Annotated in this window: 16 protein-coding genes; 7 read left to right on the top strand and 9 right to left on the bottom strand. The window is 65.7% G+C overall.

The genetic code is table 11. From position 1 onward, the window contains the following. Positions 1-17 precede the first annotated feature (17 nt). On the top strand, positions 18-1,001 hold the full coding sequence (locus P9220_RS18010) for a LysR substrate-binding domain-containing protein (protein ID WP_309766437.1): 984 nt from the start codon (positions 18-20) through the stop codon (positions 999-1,001). A gap of 13 nt (positions 1,002-1,014) precedes the next feature. On the opposite strand, the gene P9220_RS18015 is transcribed toward P9220_RS18010, so the two are convergent. After that, positions 1,015-1,311, bottom strand: coding sequence for a YciI-like protein (locus P9220_RS18015; RefSeq protein ID WP_309766438.1), 297 nt, complete (start codon positions 1,309-1,311; stop codon positions 1,015-1,017). Between the two features lie 580 nt (positions 1,312-1,891). On the opposite strand from P9220_RS18015, the gene P9220_RS18020 reads away from it, so the two are divergent. Next, positions 1,892-3,721, top strand: coding sequence for an OmpA family protein (locus P9220_RS18020; protein ID WP_309766439.1), 1,830 nt, complete (start codon positions 1,892-1,894; stop codon positions 3,719-3,721). Between the two features lie 82 nt (positions 3,722-3,803). Here the strand turns inward: P9220_RS18020 and P9220_RS18025 are convergent, their stop codons facing one another. Beyond that, positions 3,804-4,292: a hypothetical protein gene (locus P9220_RS18025; protein ID WP_309766441.1), complete on the bottom strand. Its 489-nt coding sequence runs from the start codon at positions 4,290-4,292 to the stop codon at positions 3,804-3,806. A 224-nt stretch (positions 4,293-4,516) separates the two neighbouring features. On the opposite strand from P9220_RS18025, the gene P9220_RS18030 reads away from it, so the two are divergent. Continuing rightward, positions 4,517-4,771 (top strand): GlsB/YeaQ/YmgE family stress response membrane protein, encoded by a 255-nt coding sequence (locus P9220_RS18030; protein ID WP_309766443.1) that lies wholly within the window; start codon positions 4,517-4,519, stop codon positions 4,769-4,771. A 37-nt stretch (positions 4,772-4,808) separates the two neighbouring features. On the opposite strand, the gene hutI is transcribed toward P9220_RS18030, so the two are convergent. Next, entirely contained in the window at positions 4,809-6,029 is a 1,221-nt protein-coding gene (gene hutI, locus P9220_RS18035; protein ID WP_309766445.1) for an imidazolonepropionase, read from the bottom strand. After that, positions 6,026-7,699 (bottom strand): urocanate hydratase, encoded by a 1,674-nt coding sequence (gene hutU, locus P9220_RS18040; protein ID WP_309766447.1) that lies wholly within the window; start codon positions 7,697-7,699, stop codon positions 6,026-6,028. The genes hutI and hutU overlap by 4 nt, the downstream gene beginning before the upstream one ends. 208 nt (positions 7,700-7,907) lie before the next feature. On the opposite strand from hutU, the gene P9220_RS18045 reads away from it, so the two are divergent. Continuing rightward, positions 7,908-8,117: a hypothetical protein gene (locus P9220_RS18045; protein ID WP_309766448.1), complete on the top strand. Its 210-nt coding sequence runs from the start codon at positions 7,908-7,910 to the stop codon at positions 8,115-8,117. Positions 8,118-8,151: 34 nt separating this feature from the next. Here P9220_RS18045 and P9220_RS18050 read toward each other — a convergent pair whose 3' ends face one another. Together P9220_RS18050 and P9220_RS18055 are read right to left on the bottom strand one after the other, a co-directional pair. Then, a complete protein-coding gene (locus P9220_RS18050; RefSeq protein ID WP_309766450.1) occupies positions 8,152-11,121 on the bottom strand; it encodes an EAL domain-containing protein in 2,970 nt (989 codons plus the stop codon). A gap of 404 nt (positions 11,122-11,525) precedes the next feature. Next, complete coding sequence (locus P9220_RS18055; protein ID WP_309766452.1) at positions 11,526-11,948, bottom strand: hypothetical protein; 423 nt, start codon at positions 11,946-11,948, stop codon at positions 11,526-11,528. A gap of 271 nt (positions 11,949-12,219) precedes the next feature. Here P9220_RS18055 and P9220_RS18060 point away from each other — a divergent pair, with 271 nt between their 5' ends. Next, positions 12,220-13,458 (top strand): EAL domain-containing protein, encoded by a 1,239-nt coding sequence (locus tag P9220_RS18060; RefSeq protein WP_309766824.1) that lies wholly within the window; start codon positions 12,220-12,222, stop codon positions 13,456-13,458. A 15-nt stretch (positions 13,459-13,473) separates the two neighbouring features. Here P9220_RS18060 and P9220_RS18065 read toward each other — a convergent pair whose 3' ends face one another. Continuing rightward, positions 13,474-14,445: an alpha/beta fold hydrolase gene (locus P9220_RS18065; RefSeq protein WP_309766453.1), complete on the bottom strand. Its 972-nt coding sequence runs from the start codon at positions 14,443-14,445 to the stop codon at positions 13,474-13,476. Between the two features lie 139 nt (positions 14,446-14,584). Between P9220_RS18065 and P9220_RS18070 the strand changes: the two genes are divergently transcribed. Further along, complete coding sequence (locus P9220_RS18070; protein WP_309766455.1) at positions 14,585-15,298, top strand: lysophospholipid acyltransferase family protein; 714 nt, start codon at positions 14,585-14,587, stop codon at positions 15,296-15,298. Positions 15,299-15,308: 10 nt separating this feature from the next. Here the strand turns inward: P9220_RS18070 and P9220_RS18075 are convergent, their stop codons facing one another. Next, a complete protein-coding gene (locus tag P9220_RS18075) occupies positions 15,309-15,680 on the bottom strand; it encodes a response regulator (protein ID WP_309766456.1) in 372 nt (123 codons plus the stop codon). Positions 15,681-15,884: 204 nt separating this feature from the next. Continuing rightward, positions 15,885-16,823, bottom strand: coding sequence for a pca operon transcription factor PcaQ (gene pcaQ / locus P9220_RS18080; protein WP_309766457.1), 939 nt, complete (start codon positions 16,821-16,823; stop codon positions 15,885-15,887). A 112-nt stretch (positions 16,824-16,935) separates the two neighbouring features. Here pcaQ and pcaH point away from each other — a divergent pair, with 112 nt between their 5' ends. After that, entirely contained in the window at positions 16,936-17,637 is a 702-nt protein-coding gene (gene pcaH, locus P9220_RS18085; protein ID WP_309766458.1) for a protocatechuate 3,4-dioxygenase subunit beta, read from the top strand.

Raw genomic sequence — 17,637 nt, forward strand, 5'->3', positions numbered from 1 at the left:
AACCAGGGAAAACTCACGTGATCGATCGCGTCCATGCCATGCGTGTCTTCACGCGTGTCGTCGATACGAACAGCTTCACGCGCGCCGCCGAATCGCTCGGCATGCCGCGCGCGAGCGTTTCGACGACCGTGCAACAACTCGAAGCGCTCGTCGGCGTGCAACTGCTCGCCCGCACGACACGGCGCCTGAACCTCACCGTCGACGGCGCCGCCTACTACGAGCGCTGCGCCCGGATTCTCGCCGATATCGACGAGCTCGACTCCGGCTTCGCCGCGGGCGAAGAGCGGCTGCGCGGACGCCTGCGCGTGGAGATGCCGGATACCGTCGCGACGTCGATCGTCGTGCCCGCGCTGCCGGAGTTTCATGCGCGCTATCCGCAGATCGAGCTGTCGATCGGCATCGGCAACCGGAACGTCGATCTGGTGGGCGAAGGTGTCGATTGCAGCGTGCAATTGGGTGAATTGCCGGACTCCGGGCTGATCGCGCGGCGGCTCGGAATGCTCGAACAGGTGACGTGCGCGAGCCCTGCGTACCTTGAAAAACACGGCGCCCCGGCAAATCTCGACGAACTGGCGCAGCACGTCGCGGTGAACTGCATGCCAGAAAAGAGCGGCCGCCCCGCCGATTTCGAATTCGACGTGAACGGCAAGCCGTACACGATGAGCATGCGCGGCTTCGTGCAGGTCGCCGACGAGCACGCGTATCTCGCGTGCGGCCTCGAAGGACTCGGGCTCATTCAGCCGCTGCGGATCGCGGCGCAGCCTTTCCTGCGCTCCGGGCAGTTGCGGGAAGTGCTGCCGCAATGGAAATCGCCGCCGCTGAAGGTATCGGTTGCGTTCGTCAAAAGCCGGCAGGCGACGCCGCGCGTATCGGCTTTCGTCGACTGGCTCGCGGCGCTGTTCGAGCGCTCGCAGCAGGTGGACGATACGCTCACGAGCCTGTATCGCACGGCACGGCGGCGTTCCGACGATCAGCACTCGGAAGAAACCGCCGGCGCGTGACCGTTCAGCGCCTTCAGCGCACGGGCGTGGCCGCGTCCTCGCCCACCACCGTATTCCACTTGCGCACTTCCCAGCGTTCGACGAGCTTGTTCGTCACGTAGGGATCGCTTTGCGCGAACGCCTCGGCCGCCGCCGGCGATTCGCCTTCGAAGAGCAGCATCGCGCGGTCGGCGGGGCTATCCAGCGCACCCGCCAGCACGACGTCTCCGCGCTCGACCGCTTGCCACGCCAGCTTGAGGTGTTCGTCGCGAAACTGCGCCCGGCGCTCCAGATAGTCGGGCGCCAGTTCGTAGATCAATAAATAGTGCATTCGCGTCTCCTTGTTGATGGGCCGATCCGTCGGCCGATTGGCTATCCGAACGTTTTTTGCCGCCATTTGCTGCAATTCTAAGAGGTCTTCAGACTCGTCCGATCGTCATTCGCGACGAGATCGCACATCATGCGCAGGTACTCCAATTCGGACCCTCCCATGTATCGCGATCAACCTCCTTGCAATGCGTGCACGAAGCACGATTGCCGCACATGCGCCTGGACGTCGCCGCTCGACGCATCGTATCGCAGGTTCGTTCCGCCGGGCTCGGTTCTGTCGGTGCGCGCCGCGCGCCCGAACGAAGGCGCGGAAAGCCTCGCCGAACAGTCCTGGCTTGCCGCCGCCGCCAGGTGCGTCGCGCGGCTCTTCTCCCATTCTTCATCACGCCCGCTGTAAGCGCGTGCCGAATGTGCACTGAGCGCGCGCTGTCAAGCGCGAAGTCTCGCCATCCTCGATGGAGTGGCGCGCGCACGGCACTTCTGTAAAGAAATATGCCGGTGTCTTTTCAGGATACCGGCGCGGATAGAATGCACGCGTCATTACGCCCGCGTTCGGCGTTTTAGTAAAAGGATAGCAGTCGATGAGTATCAATCTGGTTCAGGTGGTCAAGACCGCGATATCGAGTGAGATCGCCGAACAGCTATCGCACAAATTCGGCATTCCTGCGCCGGTCGTCCAGCAACTCGCCGCGCGCACCGTTCCGGGACTGGTCGCGTCGATCATGGACCGTTCGGCGATCGGCGACGGTGCACGGTCGGTGCACGCAGTCATCATGTCGCCCGAGGCAAACGCGTTGGTCGTCGACCAGTTGCGCAATGCGATCACCACGACGACCGGTCTCAAGCATCTCGAAGTATCCGGCCATTCCCTCGCCTCGCGCGCCAGCGGTCAGCGTATCGACGCCCTGACCGATGCCGTATCGGCCGAAACCGGCGTGCCCGTTCAGGCTACCTCGGCGCTCGCCGGCATGCTCGCCGCCGTGTTGTTCGGCATCCTCAAGCATCACTTCCTGCTCTCGCAAGCGAACGTATCGAATCTTCCCGGCTTGCTGCGCGACCAGATCGGCGAGGTGCGCGCATCGCTGTCGCCCGGCGTCGCAGGCGCGCTCGGACTCGGCAATGTGGACGGCTTCGTCAGCAGCATCGGCGCGCGGCTGGACGCCGTCGGCTCGACGCTCGGACTTCCCGAGGACGCTGCAGCGATGGTCGCGGTCCCGCCTGGCGCTGCCACCACCTATGCGCCGATGAGCGCGCCCAAGCCGCTTCCTACGCCACCGCGGGCTGCTCCGGCGTCGCCGGCCATGCCGGCGTCCGCTCCCCTGCGCCCCCGTACGCAGGCACGCCCGAAAAAGAGGTCGAACAAGTGGGTCTGGGTGCTGTTCGCGATCCTTGCCGGCATTCTCGCCCTGGTCTACTACCGCGGCTTCACGCAAAAGGACAGCGTCGACCTGAGTTCCAGCGCCGGCACGCCAGTCGCAACCGTTGGCCAGGCAGCGCGCGACGCGTCGGCGCGAACCGGGGGCTTCAGTGACCACGCGCCGGCGCCGGCCGCGGCGCCGGCGTCGACCGCAGTTTCGACCGAAGCGCCCGCTGCGGCGCCGAACGCGTCGGCATCGACGGCGAACCGCAAGGATGCACGCCTCGTGTTCAATGTCAGCGACGCCGGCGTTCCTTCGGTGCAGGCAACGGTCGGCACGGAGGCCGAGAAACAGGAACTGATCGACGCGCTCAGTCGCCGCTTCGGCAACGGCTACACCGCGAACGTCTCCGTCGTTCCCGGCACACTTCCCGCCACGTGGCTCTCGCGCCTGAACGACCTTGCACCGCTGATGGCGGTGCCGGGCGCCGAGGCGAAGCTGATCGGCTCGAAGGTCGAACTGAGCGGTGCGGCCGCCGACTCCAGGCTCGGCTGGACAGAACGCCTGAAGAAGGCCTTGGGCGGCATGTTCGAGGTGAGTTCTTTCGATGTCGACACCGCCGTAGCAACGGCGACGCAGTCGTTTCGCGGCGCGATGAAATCGCTGCTCGCCACCGACGACGCCTGCTCCGGCGACAAGCTCGCCCGTGTGTTAGACCTGCAGGTCGTCAACTTCGCGCGATCGAGCGCCACCGTGCCCGACGGCGCATTTGCGACGCTCGGCGAAACCGCGCAACTGCTGAAGAACTGCGCGGCGAAGGGCTCGATGGTGAAGCTCGAAGTGGCGGGCTATTCGGACGGCGTCGGCAGCGCGCCTGCCAAGATGGAAATGTCGAAGGAACGCGCCGCAGCCGTTCGTGCGTTTCTCGTGAAGAACGGCGTGCCGCCTCAGTCGCTCACGGCAACGGGCTACGGCGACGCAAATCCGGTGGCCGACAACGAGACGGCCAGCGGGCGCTTTGCGAACCGTCGCATCGAGTTCGTCGTGAAGTAAGCCGCGTGATTCGTTTGTCAGACAGAAATGCCGTCGCGCGCAAGCGCGACGGCATTTTTTTGCGTATCTGTAGGAGAAAACGTCAGTTCGGCTTGGAAAAGCCGTTCTCGGCCCATCGCTCGGCGCTCGCCTTCGTGAGCTTGAACGCAGGCGACACGCGTACGTGCGCCAGTTGGGTGCCGAACGGATCGAAGGCCTTGAGGTTCGCGTACGGGTCGTCCTCGTCCGGAACGATTTCCAGCGACACCGTGATCTCCTCGCCGCCCACGTCGATGGTCACGTTCTTGTGCAGCATCGCGTGCCGCTGCTGCTCGTGGCGTCGCAGCACTTCCGACGCGGTCTTTACCAGCGTACGGAAAGCGTCCGAACTCAGCGGCTTGGGATTCTTCTTGTCGCGGCCCATCGTCCAGGGGCCGACGAGCGCGGGTTCCGCCTCGCCTGCCTGGATCATCTCGACGGCCCAGCCGTCGTCGTCTTCGTTCTTGATTACACGAGCAGTCCAGCCGTCGTCGCGCCAGAGGCGGTCTTCGTGGATGGCGTCGTCGGTGGAGGGAAATTCGGAGTCGGTCATATCGTTGCAGTGCTGTTTCAGCGATGTGAAGCAATGCAACGAATTCTACCCTGCTCAACACCTTGGCATTCGGTGTGCTAGGAGTCCTGGCCGAATGGCCAATCCCGCGCAGGGGCGGGCGGGTGTCATACCCAAACCCGGCCGCCCATGCTACTTTGAAGCTACCGGAGAAACCCCGGAAGCACTTCGCCAATAAGCAGCAAACTTAGTCAAGGAGCAACTGCATGCTTGCCTTCATCGGTACTCTGATCGTCGGACTCGTCGTCGGTCTCATCGCGCGCGCTATCAAGCCGGGCAACGACAGCATGGGCTGGATCATGACCATCGTGCTCGGCATCGCCGGCTCGCTCATCGCGGGTTACGTCGGCCGGGCGCTCGGCTGGTATCAGCCGGGTCAGCCAGCAGGATGGATCGCCTCGGTGATCGGCGCGATCATCCTGCTCGTCATCTATGGAATGATCCGCGGACGACGCGCGTAGCGCCGCCACGTCGACTGCAAGGCGGCGAGGCGTCGCGTCATCGCTCCGATGACGGCAGCACGACTTCCTCGCCGTTTCGCACGATGCGGTTGGGCAGCACGCCGCCCAGCCAATAGGCGAGTTCGGCCGGGCGATTGATTCCCCACGCGACGAAATCAGCCGCCTTGCCCGCTTCCAGCAATCCATGCGTCTCGCGCAAGCCGAGCGCGCGCGCCGCGTGAACCGTGACGCCCGCCAGCGCTTCTTCCGGCGTCAGGCGAAACAGCGTGCAACCCATATTGAGCATCATCCGCAGCGAAAGCGCCGGCGATGTGCCCGGATTCAGATCGCTTGCGAGCGCCATCGCGACACCGTGGCGGCGCAGCATCTCGACCGGGGGCATCTGCGTTTCGCGCAGCATGTAGAACGCGCCGGGCAACAGCACGGCGACGGTCCCCGCCTTCGCCATCACAATGGCGTCGTCTTCGGTCATGTACTCCAGATGATCCGCCGACAGCGCGCCATACCGGGCCGCGAGCGCCGAACCGTGCAGCGACGACAACTGCTCCGCGTGCAGCTTGACCGGCAGGCCGAGCTTTTGCGCCGCGCGGAACAGCCGTTCGACTTGGTGCGGCGAAAACGCGATGTGCTCGCAGAAGGCATCGACGGCGTCGACGAGGTTTTCATCGACCAATGCGGGCAACATGTGGTCGCACACGTGGGCGATGTAATCGTCCGCGCGGCCCGCGAATTCGGGCGGCAGCGCGTGCGCCGCGAGACACGTTGTACGCACGGTCAGCGGGAGCGTGTCGGCAAGACGGCGCGCCACGCGCAGCATCTTGCGCTCGTTCGCGAGATCGAGGCCGTAGCCCGACTTCACTTCCAGCGCGGTCACGCCGTCGCGCATCAAGCCGATCGCGCGCGCCTTCGCCGTTTCGAACAACGCGTCCTCGCTGGCCTCGCGCGTGGCCCGCACCGTACTCGCGATACCGCCGCCGCGCGCCGCGATTTCCGCGTAGCTCGCGCCTTGCAAACGCGCCTCGAATTCCCCGCTCCGGTCGCCGCCGAAGACGAGATGCGTGTGGCAATCGGTCAGACCGGGCGTCACCCAGGCACCGCCGAGATCGATGCGCTCGCCGTCGAGTCCGCCGGGCATCGTGGCTCGCGGTCCGATCCACTCGATGCGCGCGCCATCCGTCACGATCGCCGCGTCCTCGATGATCGAATACGCGCCGCCCGTCATCGTCGCGGCGTGGCAGTGGTGCCAGAGCTTTTTCATCGCGCGATCATCGGCAGGTCGAGGCCCTGTTCCCGCGCGCAGTCGATCGCGATGTCGTAGCCCGCATCGGCATGACGCATGACGCCGGTGGCAGGATCGTTGTGCAGCACGCGTGCGATGCGCTCGTCGGCTTCGCGGCTGCCGTCGCAGACGATGACCACGCCCGCGTGCTGCGAGAAGCCCATGCCGACGCCGCCGCCGTGATGGATCGACACCCACGTCGCGCCGCTCGCCGTGTTCAGGAGCGCATTCAGCAGCGGCCAGTCCGAGACGGCGTCGGAGCCGTCCTTCATCGCCTCCGTCTCGCGATTCGGACTCGCGACGGAACCCGAATCCAGGTGATCGCGGCCGATCACGACAGGCGCCGACAGTTCGCCGTTGCGCACCATCTCGTTGAACGCGAGACCGAGCTTCGCGCGCTGCCCCAACCCCACCCAGCAGATGCGCGCGGGCAGTCCCTGGAAGCGGATGCGCTCGCGCGCCATGTCGAGCCAGCGATGCAGATGGTCGTCGTCCGCGATCAGTTCCTTCACCTTGGCATCGGTCTTGTAGATGTCCTCCGGATCGCCCGACAGCGCCGCCCAGCGAAACGGCCCGACGCCGCGGCAAAACAGCGGCCGGATATAAGCCGGCACGAAACCGGGAAAATCGAACGCGTTCTCGACGCCCTCTTCCTTCGCCATCTGGCGGATGTTGTTGCCGTAGTCGAAGGTCGGCACGCCCTGCTCGCGAAAAGCGAGCATTGCGCGGACGTGCTCCGCCATCGACTGCCTGGCCGCCTTGACCGTGCCCGCCGGATCGGTCTGCGCGCGGTCGCGGTATTGCGCCCACGTCCAGCCTTTCGGCAGATAGCCGTTGAGCGGATCGTGCGCGCTCGTCTGGTCGGTCACCATGTCGGGACGCACGCCGCGCTTCACGAGCTCGGGCAGTACGTCCGCCGCGTTCGCGCACAGCGCCACCGACACGGCGCGGCCCTCCGACGTGTGGCGCCGGATGCGCGCGAGGGCGTCGTCGAGGTCGCTGGCTTGTTCATCGACGTAACGCGTCTTGAGTCGAAAGTCGATACGGCTCTGCTGGCATTCGATGTTGAGCGAACACGCGCCCGCGAGCGTCGCGGCAAGCGGCTGCGCGCCGCCCATGCCGCCGAGGCCCGCCGTCAGCACCCAGCGCCCCTTGAGATCGCCGCCGTAATGCTGACGTCCCGCTTCGACGAAGGTTTCATACGTGCCCTGGACGATGCCCTGACTGCCGATATAGATCCAGCTTCCCGCCGTCATCTGGCCGTACATCGCGAGGCCTTTGGCGTCGAGTTCGTTGAAATGCTCCCAGCTTGCCCAATGCGGCACTAGATTCGAATTCGCGATCAGAACACGCGGCGCGTTCTCATGCGTGCGGAAGACGCCGACCGGCTTGCCGGACTGGATCAGCAGCGTCTCGTCGGCTTCCAGGCGTTGCAGCGTCTCGACGATCTTGTCGTAGCACGCCCAGTCCCGCGCCGCCCGCCCGATCCCGCCATAGACCACGAGTTCGTTCGGATTTTCGGCGACGTCGGGATCGAGGTTGTTCATCAACATGCGCAGCGGGGCTTCGGTGAGCCAGCTCTTGGCGTTCAACCGGGCGCCGCGCGGCGCGCGAATCTGGGTATCGCGGAAACGGGAAGATGACGTCATGGGCGCTCCTGCGCATCGGTTCGGGGAATGCGCCTCATCTTCTTGTATATACAACCTGCGTTGTATTGGGGAAATCCCGGTTCTATTACTGCCTGCCCGCCGTTGCTGACTACGCCTCTTGTCTAGACATCGCGCTGGCGGAGATTCGTTTTTTTCGCCAATTTTGGCCGGTTATGTTTGCTGCAGCCTTTTATCGATCACGAGCCAGATGAGCACACTCGAAGCCCTTCACGCGATCGTCACGGACGAGGACGCGCCGCAGATCATCCGCGATCACGTCGTCGATGCGCTGCAGTTCGCGCTGCGCAACCACCCTGGTTACTTCACGCGCAAGGAGATTCAATGGCTCGCGCAATGGGACGACACGCGCATTCCGATCGCGGCCGGAAAAATACTGAACGAGATGAACGCCGCCTAGGCCGCGTTGGAAGGCGATAAGACGCGATGGGCGTTCAGCGCGCAGTCACGGCGCGGGCGCGCCGCTCGAAATCCACGGCGATCGCCTGGCCGGGGTCCGACAGGCACTGGACGAAGCTGACCACATCCGGACTGCTGACGAAGCTCGCCGCCGAGTGCGCCGCAAGAATCGCCGAACTGTCCTGCGGCCGCGCGATGAGGAAGCCCTGCACGTAGTCCACGCCGATTTCCTGCAGCGCGCGGAGCGTGTCGAGGTCCTCGACCCATTCGGCCACACTCTGCATGCCGAGATTCCGGGCAAGCGCGACGATCGCCTCGACGATCGCGACGTCCGCGGGATGCGCGCACATCGAGCGAACGAATTCGCCGTCGATTTTGAGGGCATCGGCGGAAAGCGACTTCAGATACTTGAACGACGTATAGCCCGCGCCGAAGTCATCGAGCGCAATCTTGCCGCCCATCTCATGCACGCGTGCGATGAAACGCTGCGTGTTCGCGAGATCGTGCAGCGCGACGCTTTCGGTGATCTCGAGGCACAGATAAGGCACGACGGACCGGTGCCTGGCGAAGAGCGCGAAGATGTCCTCCATGAACTGCTCGTCGTTGAGCGAGCCGCCCGACAGGTTCACGCAGATGAACTGGGTGTTGCGCAATTGGTGGCGATGCGTTTCTATCCATTCGAGCAGCGTGGAAATCACCCAGCGGTCGATCGCGGCGATGTTCCCGGATTCCTCCGCCGCGACGATCACCTTGCCCGCCGGCAGCGTCGTGCCGTCGGGCGCACGCATGCGCAGCAGCACTTCGAAGTTCAGCGATTCATTCGGCGTCTTGAGCGACATGATCGGCTGCATCACGAGGAACAGGCCGGCCGGCAGCCGGTTGCCGCCCAGCGTTTCGACGAGCTTGAGTTCTTCCGCGCGCTCCTCGAACGCCGCCGCGCCCTTGCGATACGTGACGAGATGCGTATGCGCGACCTTCTTCGCCTCCCGGCAGGCGCGATCGGCGTGCGAGAGCGCGTCGGCGACCCGCACGCCCTGCGAGCATTCGACCAGTCCAATCGACGCCTTCACCTGGAAAGCGCGATTGCCGACCTGGTACGGTGCGTCGCTCAGAATGGAGAGCATCTCGCGAGCTTGCGCGATGGCGTCTTCGATGGGCGTGTCGTTCATCACGCAGACGAACTCGTCCCCGCCGATACGCCCGACCGGATAGCTACGTGCAAAGTGGGCCCGCATGCGCGCCGCGACCTGCCGCAGCACTTCGTCGCCGGCGCGATGGCCGAAGAGATCGTTGACGAGCTTGAAGCGGTCGAGGTCCACATAAGCGAGCGCGTACGGCAACGGTTCCTCGCTTTGCGCGGCGATCGCCTTTTCGACACCGCGACGGTTCAGCGAACCGGTCAGCGGATCGTGCTCGGCGAGAAAGCGCAGCCGCTCGACGGCTTTCGAGCGTTCGGTGGTGTCCTGCAGCGAGCCTTCGATCCATCCGTTCCAGCGGATCGCCTTCAGCAGATAGCGCCGCTCGCCGGTGCCGCGCTCGACCGAGCCGCTCATTTCCAGCTCGCCGTCGCTGCCTTTAGCGGCGAGCGCCTGCAGCGCGCCCCAGGCGCCGGCTTCGAAGTAGTCGTGCCAGTGGCGCAGCCGGTAGTCCGACTTCTGCAGGTCGAGCATCGCGCGCAAGGCCGGATTGGCGCGCACGAAGTGGCCGTTTTCATCGAGCGTGAAAAGGCCGATCGGCGTGACCTCGTATGTGTTGCGCAACTCCATCTGCGCCTGACGCCGGAAGTCGCGTTCGGCGCGCATCTGTTCGGCGATGGCGAACGCGGCCATCATGCTCGACGACAGCGCGGCCATCACCGTATTGACGCCGCCGAGCAATACCTTGAGCCCGAGCACCGCGCCCAGCAGCTCGGAAAACGTCGCGAAGAGCACTACGGTCAGCGAGCCGACGTACCAGAGCACGGTGCGGGAGCGCGCCATCCACACGAGCCGCGCGAGAAAGAACAACAGCACGCCGATGGCCAGCGCGCCGCTCACCCAGAGCGTCGGGATGAACGACGAGTAAGGCAGCGCGAGCGCCGCCACCAGCAGCACGATGCCGACGTACTGAATCACCCGCAGCAGCCATCGGTATCCGACGACGCGCAGCTCCCGCCTGAACAGCTGGGTGAAAAGCGCGACGGTCAGCAGGTAGTACGCGGCGAACGTGATCTGCCGCAGCGGCGGCATGAATTCCGCCGGCAGCACGCGCCCGAGCCATTGCGTGTCCCAGCCCATCGCGTTCGCGCACAGGCGCAGATTGCCGACGAGCCACGCCGCGAAGATCACGTAGGTCCACTCGCGGTTGATCATCGCGGTGACGAAGACGAAGACCGCGAGCGTCAGCAGACCGCCGGCGATCAGGCTCGAGCTTTCCTGGAAGTCGAGCGCCGACCGGCGCAAGGCCTGCCCGTCCCATGCGAGCACGCTGACTTGGGCGGGACCGGAATACGTGCCCCGGCACAGGATGGTCTGAGGCGCGGCAAGGCGTCCCGCCTGCACGAAGAAGCCCGCCTTCACCGGATGCATCGCGCCGCTCGCGCCGTCGCGGTCGGCGATGCCGATGGGCGCAAGCGTCGCCGCGTCCCAGCACGCAACCGTTTGCGCGTGACGCGACGGTAATTCGATCGCCGTTGACAACTCGCCGCCCATGCGAGGCGCGATGAAGGTGAACCAGATGGGCTTCTCGGAGAGCCGCGTGCTGTAGCTCAGAACGGGCGGCGCGCCGCGCAATGCTTCCCGCGCTTCGGCGGGGCGCAGCTGGCCGCCGCGATCGGCGATTACGCGCAATTGCAGCGGGACGGCGCCGCGCGAGTCGTATTGGCGCGGCAGGAAATAGAGCGTGACGAGCGTGCCCAGCGCGATGAGCACCGGCACGGTGTAGACGGCAAGCGCGTAAAGCGCGTCGTCGATCCACGAGCCGGATTGCCTGAATCTCGATAAGGAAGCTGGAATCACCGACGCCATACCTGGACAACCCCCGTTCACGCGGCGCATCACGCTGCACCAGCGCAGGACGGCAGCGATGGGCGAGATGCCCCGTCATCGCTGCTTCTTGGCCAACCGGACCGCGCCGGGGTCCGGCTTGTTCGCTATTCGCTTTTTTTCGCCGCTCGGCCGGGACGGCGGTCCCACCGGCGACGCAAAGCCGTCAACGGCGCTTTTGGGCATCCTACCGGTTCCCGTCCGAAAGATAAATCTGGAGATTGGATTCGCGGTTTCGAATCGTGCGCCGCCGCACACTTCTGGGTTGCGCTGCCTAAAGCACGCGTGCTTTAGCGCACGACCGTGCCGTGAACGGGCTTATCGTGCATACGCGAAGCACGGAAACCGCTTCCGCGCTTCGCACCGGCCGCCATGAACCGGCGATGTCAGTCTTCTTCGTCAAGCCAGGGAATGTCGACGTCGGTGATGAAGGCGACCATCGCAAGCGGCCGGCCTTCCTGCCGCCCGATATTGCCGTCCGCGCGCTGCCATTCGCAGCGAAAGACGGTGCCGGGGGTGTCGGCGAGCAAGGTGACGGTGCGGATCTCGTCCGGGTCGTTGTCCTCCACCGGCCCGTCGAGCGATATCAGCAATTGCTGCGGCCACACGCCGTCGGCGGGATCGTAGATCTTGTCGCCATCGTGGATGACGACGTGCGCCTCGACGCCGATCGTCGACGACGCCTCGACGATCATCTTGCCGAGCGCGCGCAGCACCGCCGTGGCGCGGCCCGAGTTGGCCTGGCGGATCGCGAGATCGCCGCGCGTCAGCGCCTGCTCGAGTTTGGGATTGGTTTTCTGTTGCGCCATCGATGTCTCTCTTGAAGTTCAACGCAGATTCGACGAGCCACGCGCGGCTCGAGTTGCAGCGCGATCGTATCACCGCATCTTAATAATAGGATGCACGAAGCGCGCCGCATAACCCGCTCAAGTTCGCCGCCAGCGGGCCGATAAACGAGTCATCGCCCTTCCATGCTCGCGTGCCTGCCGTGCTGCCGTTCATCGTCCCGTGTTGTGTCTCCTTCGACCGTCGGCCCGCGCCCGTGCGCCGTGCGCCGCGCCCGAGGATGCGTGCGTGCTGATGCCGGGCGACGCGGTCGTCGACGGCATCGCGCTTTCGACGCATCTTCAGCCGATCTACAGCCTTCCTCATCAACGGGCGATCGGCTATGAGGCGCTGTTGCGGGGGCGGGCGCAAGGCGCCGGCGACGGCCCGCTCATCGGCCCCTTTGACCTGTTCGCCCGCGCGATCGTCGCCGGGACGCTGACGGGACTCGATCGCATGAGCCATCTGACGCACCTGCGCAACGCGGCGAGACGCCTGCCTGCTGCGCACTGGCTCTTCGTCAACATGAATCCGGCCACCTTCACCGATGCCGGCTACGCAAAGGAACTGGCCGCGCGCACACGCGACGCCGGTCTCGCGCCCGAGCAGCTCGTGATCGAAGTGCTGGAGTCGGGCGGCACGGACGTCGAGCGCATCGCCAGTGCGACGCGCACGTTCCGCGCGCAGGGCTTTCTCGTCGCCGTCGACGATTTCGGCGCGGGCCACTCCAACATCGACCGGCTGCTCACGCTGCGGCCGGACATCGTCAAGCTCGACCGCAGTCTTGTGCGCGCGCAGAGCGCCCTGAAGCACGCCCCTCTGCGCGACGCTCTGATGCCGAAGCTCGTCGAACTCCTGCATCAGTCGGGCATGTTCGTGGTCGCGGAAGGCATCGAAACGCGCGACGACCTGCTCCTCGCGGCACGCTCCAACGTCGATTTCGTGCAGGGCTTCCTGTTCGGCAAGCCGTGCGAGGAACTCGCCCCGCACGGCGCGGCGACGCCGCTCATCGAAGACGCATTCGACATGCTCGCGCAGACGCGCCGCAACGAGCGCCTGGGCGCCGATCTGCTGCTGATGCCGTACCGCGCGAATCTATCGCAGGCTGCGCGACGGATCGCGGGCGGCGCGAGCATGGAAGCCGCGTGCGCCGAAATGCTCGCGCTGCCGAGCACGGTCGCCTGCTTCTTCCTCGATGAAGCCGGCCGCCAGTTCAGCCCGACGCTGCGGGGGGCGGGCGAAAGGCGGCACAGCAAGCGCTTCGCGCCGATCGCGGATGCATCGACCGGGCGCTGGGACAATCGAGGCTATTTCGTCGATGCCTGCGCGCGGCCGCAGCAGATCGTCACGAGCGCGCCGTATCTCTCGGTCACGGGGACGTCGCTGTGCGTGACGCTCACCATCGCGACGCGGCGCGGCGACCGCACGATCGTCGTCGGTGCGGATCTCGACTGGCGGCGTCTTTCGGACACCGCGCCGACGCTCTTGCCCTGAACGCGCTCCGCCGCGTCACGTCTTGCGGATCAGACCGGACAGCGCTCGAGCGCCGGCTTGCAGCGCCGCCAGGTTGCCCGGTTCGAAGGTCCAATGCCCCGCGCCGCCAATCACGGCCAGTTCTGCGCCCGGCCAGTGCGCGGCCAGCTCGACGGCCTGATCCGCCGTGCAGACCATGTCGAAGCGGCCATGCACGATGCGGCACGGCAGATGCGCGATGCGCGCGACGAGCGGCAAGAGCGGCGGCGGCGGCAACTCGTTCGCCATGTAGTGACGCTCGAGCAGCGCCATCGAAACGGCGGCGGCATTCGCCTCGGCGCTCGGGCGCTTGTCGGCGTCAGCGGGTTCCGTCGCCGGCTTGTTGACGACCGAGAGCGTCGTCTCGTAAAGAGTCCACGCACGCGCGAGCTGCGCCCCGGCTTCGTCGAAGCGCGCGAGCGGCGCTTCGGTCATCGTCAGGATGTCCTGCCCGCTCGCCGGTCGCTTGCCGCACGCCGCCTCGATCGCATCGAGAAACGCGCGATGCGCCTCCGGAAACACGCGGCGCGCGTCCCACAGGAACCAGTCGATATCCTCGCGCCGCGCGAGAAACACGCCGCGCAGCAGAAAGCCCGTGCACCGCTCCGGATGCGCGACGCCGTATGCGAGCCCGAGCGTCGTGCCCCACGAGCCGCCGAAAATCGCCCATCGTTCGATGTCGAGCGCTTCACGCAGCTTCTCCATGTCGCCGACGAGCGCATCGAGGCCGTTGTGTTCGAGCTTGCCGAACGGCCTCGACTTGCCGCAGCCGCGCTGGTCGAAGAAGACGACGCGCCATGCTTCCGGTTCGAGCACGTCGGCCCACTTCACGTTCATCGCGCCGCCGGGGCCGCCGTGCACGACGAGCATCGCGGGCGCGTCGCGCGGGCCTTGCGCGCGCCAGTAGATCGAATGGCCATCGCCTGCGTCGAGCATGCCTTCGTCGAAATTCACCGGCTGTTGATCCATCGCACGCGTTCTCCATGAATGTTCCGTGCAGTCATTGTTGCATCACGCGGTCAGCCGCGCATGAAAGCTCCCGAAAGACCGATACGCTATGCTTGCGGATTCCTCGCGTCCATCATTCACATTTTCATTGCCAAGCCCGATGCGCCGCACCCTCGTCAAGTGGCTGTTTGCCACCTACCTGCTCGGCAGCGGCACCGTCTGGTCGATCCTGATCCTGCCGCTCTTTCCGTTCGTCGGCCGCAACGGCCGCTACCGGCTCGCAAGGCTGTGGTGCCGCGCGATGGTCGCGATGATGCGCGTCATCGCCGGCGTGACCACGTCGGTCGAAGGGCTGGAGCATTTGCCGAACGGACCGTTCATCATCCTGAGCCGCCATGAATCGACGTGGGAGACACTCGCTTTCATGGCGCTGTTCCCGCGCCGCATCAGCTTCGTGTTCAAGCGCGAGCTGATGAACATTCCGTTCTTCGGCTGGGTGCTGCGCGGGCTTGACATGGTTCATCTCGATCGCGGCTCGATCCGGCAGGCGCACCAGGCGGTCACGCGCGAATGCGCGGCGCGTTTGAAAAAGGGCGATGCAGTCGTGATCTTTCCCGAAGGCACGCGCGTCGCGCACGATGCCCCGCTCAAGCTCGCGTCGGGCGGCGTGCGGCTCGCCTGCGCGACGAAAGTGCCGGTGGTGCCGGTCGTCCATGACGCAGGGAAGGTCTGGCCCGCGAAGGGCTGGCCCGATCGCGGCGGCCATATCCGCGTGATCGTCACGCCGGCGCTGCCGCTCGAATGCGATATCCCGCAGGAATTGAACCGGCTCGCGCAGGCGCAAATGGACGAAGCGCTGGCCGTGCTGCGCTAAGGCAAAGGCGTCAGTAGAGCGGCCGCTTCTTGGCCGCGCACAGCCGGTTGACCGCCGCCACGAGCGTGCCGAAGTCCACCGGCTTGCGCAGATAGCCGTCGTAGCTGACGAACGCCGGCGGATTCGGATGCCCCGAGATCATCAGAAAAGGAATGTGGGCGAGCGCCGCGTCGTTCTTCATCGTCTGGCAGAGCAGCGCGCCGCCGAGTCCGGGCATCATCCAGTCGGACACCACGATATCCACCGCCTGCTCGCCCAGTATCGATAACGCGCCGTTGCCGTCCGCCGCGCACAGAACGTTGCAATCCTCGCCCTGCATGCAGAGGGACCAGGCTTCGATGGTGGCGGGGTCGTCGTCGACGAGCAGTACGGTCTTCATCATGCAAACGGGGCGGGCGCGGTTGGGAGCGGACAGGAACGGCGGGCAACGTGCGATGTGACCGGGAACGGTTGCTCTCGTTGCCGCTTTGCGTACTTTCGCTGCCTTTCGTCATAGTATTGTGTTCGCGCCAAACTTGCGCGGTAAATGCTGCCTGAGCAAGCCGCGGGCCGCAGACGGGCGTCGGTCAATTGCTCGCGCGGCTTGCTACTTGGTCGCGGCGCGCGAGCGGCCCGCTTCCCGGATCGCATCGACGAGCGATTCCTCCACCGGCGTGCGCGCCGCGTCGTTGCGCCGGATCAGGCCGATGGGCTCGTCTGTTCCGGCGAAGGGCATCGGCAACGCGGCGAGCAGCCCGAGCGCGATGTCGTGCTCGACCGCGCCGGCCGGCACGAACCACACCGCGTCGTTGTGAAGCGCGAGCGAGCGCCCGAGCGATACCGACAGCGTTTCGACCAGCGCCGTCAACGCGTGTGCGCCGAACGCCGTCAGCACGCTTTCCGCGGACTGGCGGATGAGCGTGCCGAACGGCGGCACGACGATCGCGAAGCGCGCGAGCAGCGCGGGCGTCAGCGGCGTTTCGAACACGAGCGGATGATCGCGTCGCACGACGACCGCAAGCGGCTCCCGATAGATCTGCTCGAACGACAGCCCGTGCATCGCCTCCGGTTCGGACAGCCGCCCGACGACGAGAGCGACATCGCCCGCCTTGAGCTTGTCCAGCAGCGACGCGTTGGAATCGGTCGCGACAGACAGCGAGATCGCGGGCCACTGTTGCCGGAAAGCAGCGAAGGCGGGCGGCAGCAGCGCATTGGCCACGGTCGGCAACACGCCGATCGACACCGCGCCCGGCACGTCGCCACGCTCGCGCAGCAGCATGTCGACGCCCTCGCGCAGCGACGCGACACAGGCGCTCGCGTGCGGTGCGAACAGCCGGCCTTCGCGCGTCGGAACCGCGCCGCGCCGGCCACGCTCGAAGAGGCGCACGCCTAGAATGGATTCGAGTTCGCCGATCGTCTTCGATACCGCCGGCTGCGTGATCGACAGGCTGTCCGCCGCGCGCTGCACGCTGCCCAGTTGCGTGACGGCAAGAAAGCACTGCAGGTGACGGAACTTGACGCGCGTATTGGTGAAGTCGTTATCCATGACGAGGCGTTATGTATCGGCGCACAAAACATCATTTTCCATAACCCGATGCGTTCGATAAAGTAGCCGCCAGAAATATCCTATTCACGTCACAACATCAGGAGACAGTGACATGACGTCCCCCATCCTCACGCCGCGCGACTGGGCATCCCATCCGCCGTATCTGTCGCCGGGCTACCGCTCGTCGGTTTCGCGCAGCCCGTCGCTGCCGCTGATCCCGTTGAAGGAGAACCTGCGCAATCGCCGCGTGCCGGTCTACGGCGCAGACGATCTCGGCGCACTCGACAACGACCTCACGCGCAACGCAGCGAAGAACGGGGAACCGCTCGGCGAGCGCATCATCGTGACGGGGCGCGTGCTCGACGAGGGCGGCCGTCCCGTTCGCAACACGCTCGTGGAAGTCTGGCAGGCGAACGCCGCCGGGCGCTATGTCCACAAGAACGATCAGCACGACGCGCCGCTCGATCCGAACTTCCTCGGCGCCGGCCGCTGCCTGACGGACAACGAAGGCCGCTATCGCTTCATGACGATCAAGCCGGGCGCGTACCCGTGGGGCAATCACCCGAACGCGTGGCGTCCGAACCATATCCACTTCTCGCTGTTCGGCGAGTACTTCGGCTCGCGGCTCGTCACGCAGATGTACTTCCCCGGCGATCCGCTGCTCGAACTCGATCCCATCTATCAGGGCATTCCCGAGCACGCGCGGCAACGGCTCGTGTCGCGCTTCTCGATCGACACGACGCAGGAAAACTACGCGCTCGGCTACGAATTCGACATCGTGCTGCGCGGCCCGGACCAGACCCCGACGGAGTGA

This window comes from Caballeronia sp. LZ016, from assembly GCF_031450805.1.
GTDB lineage: Bacteria > Pseudomonadota > Gammaproteobacteria > Burkholderiales > Burkholderiaceae > Caballeronia.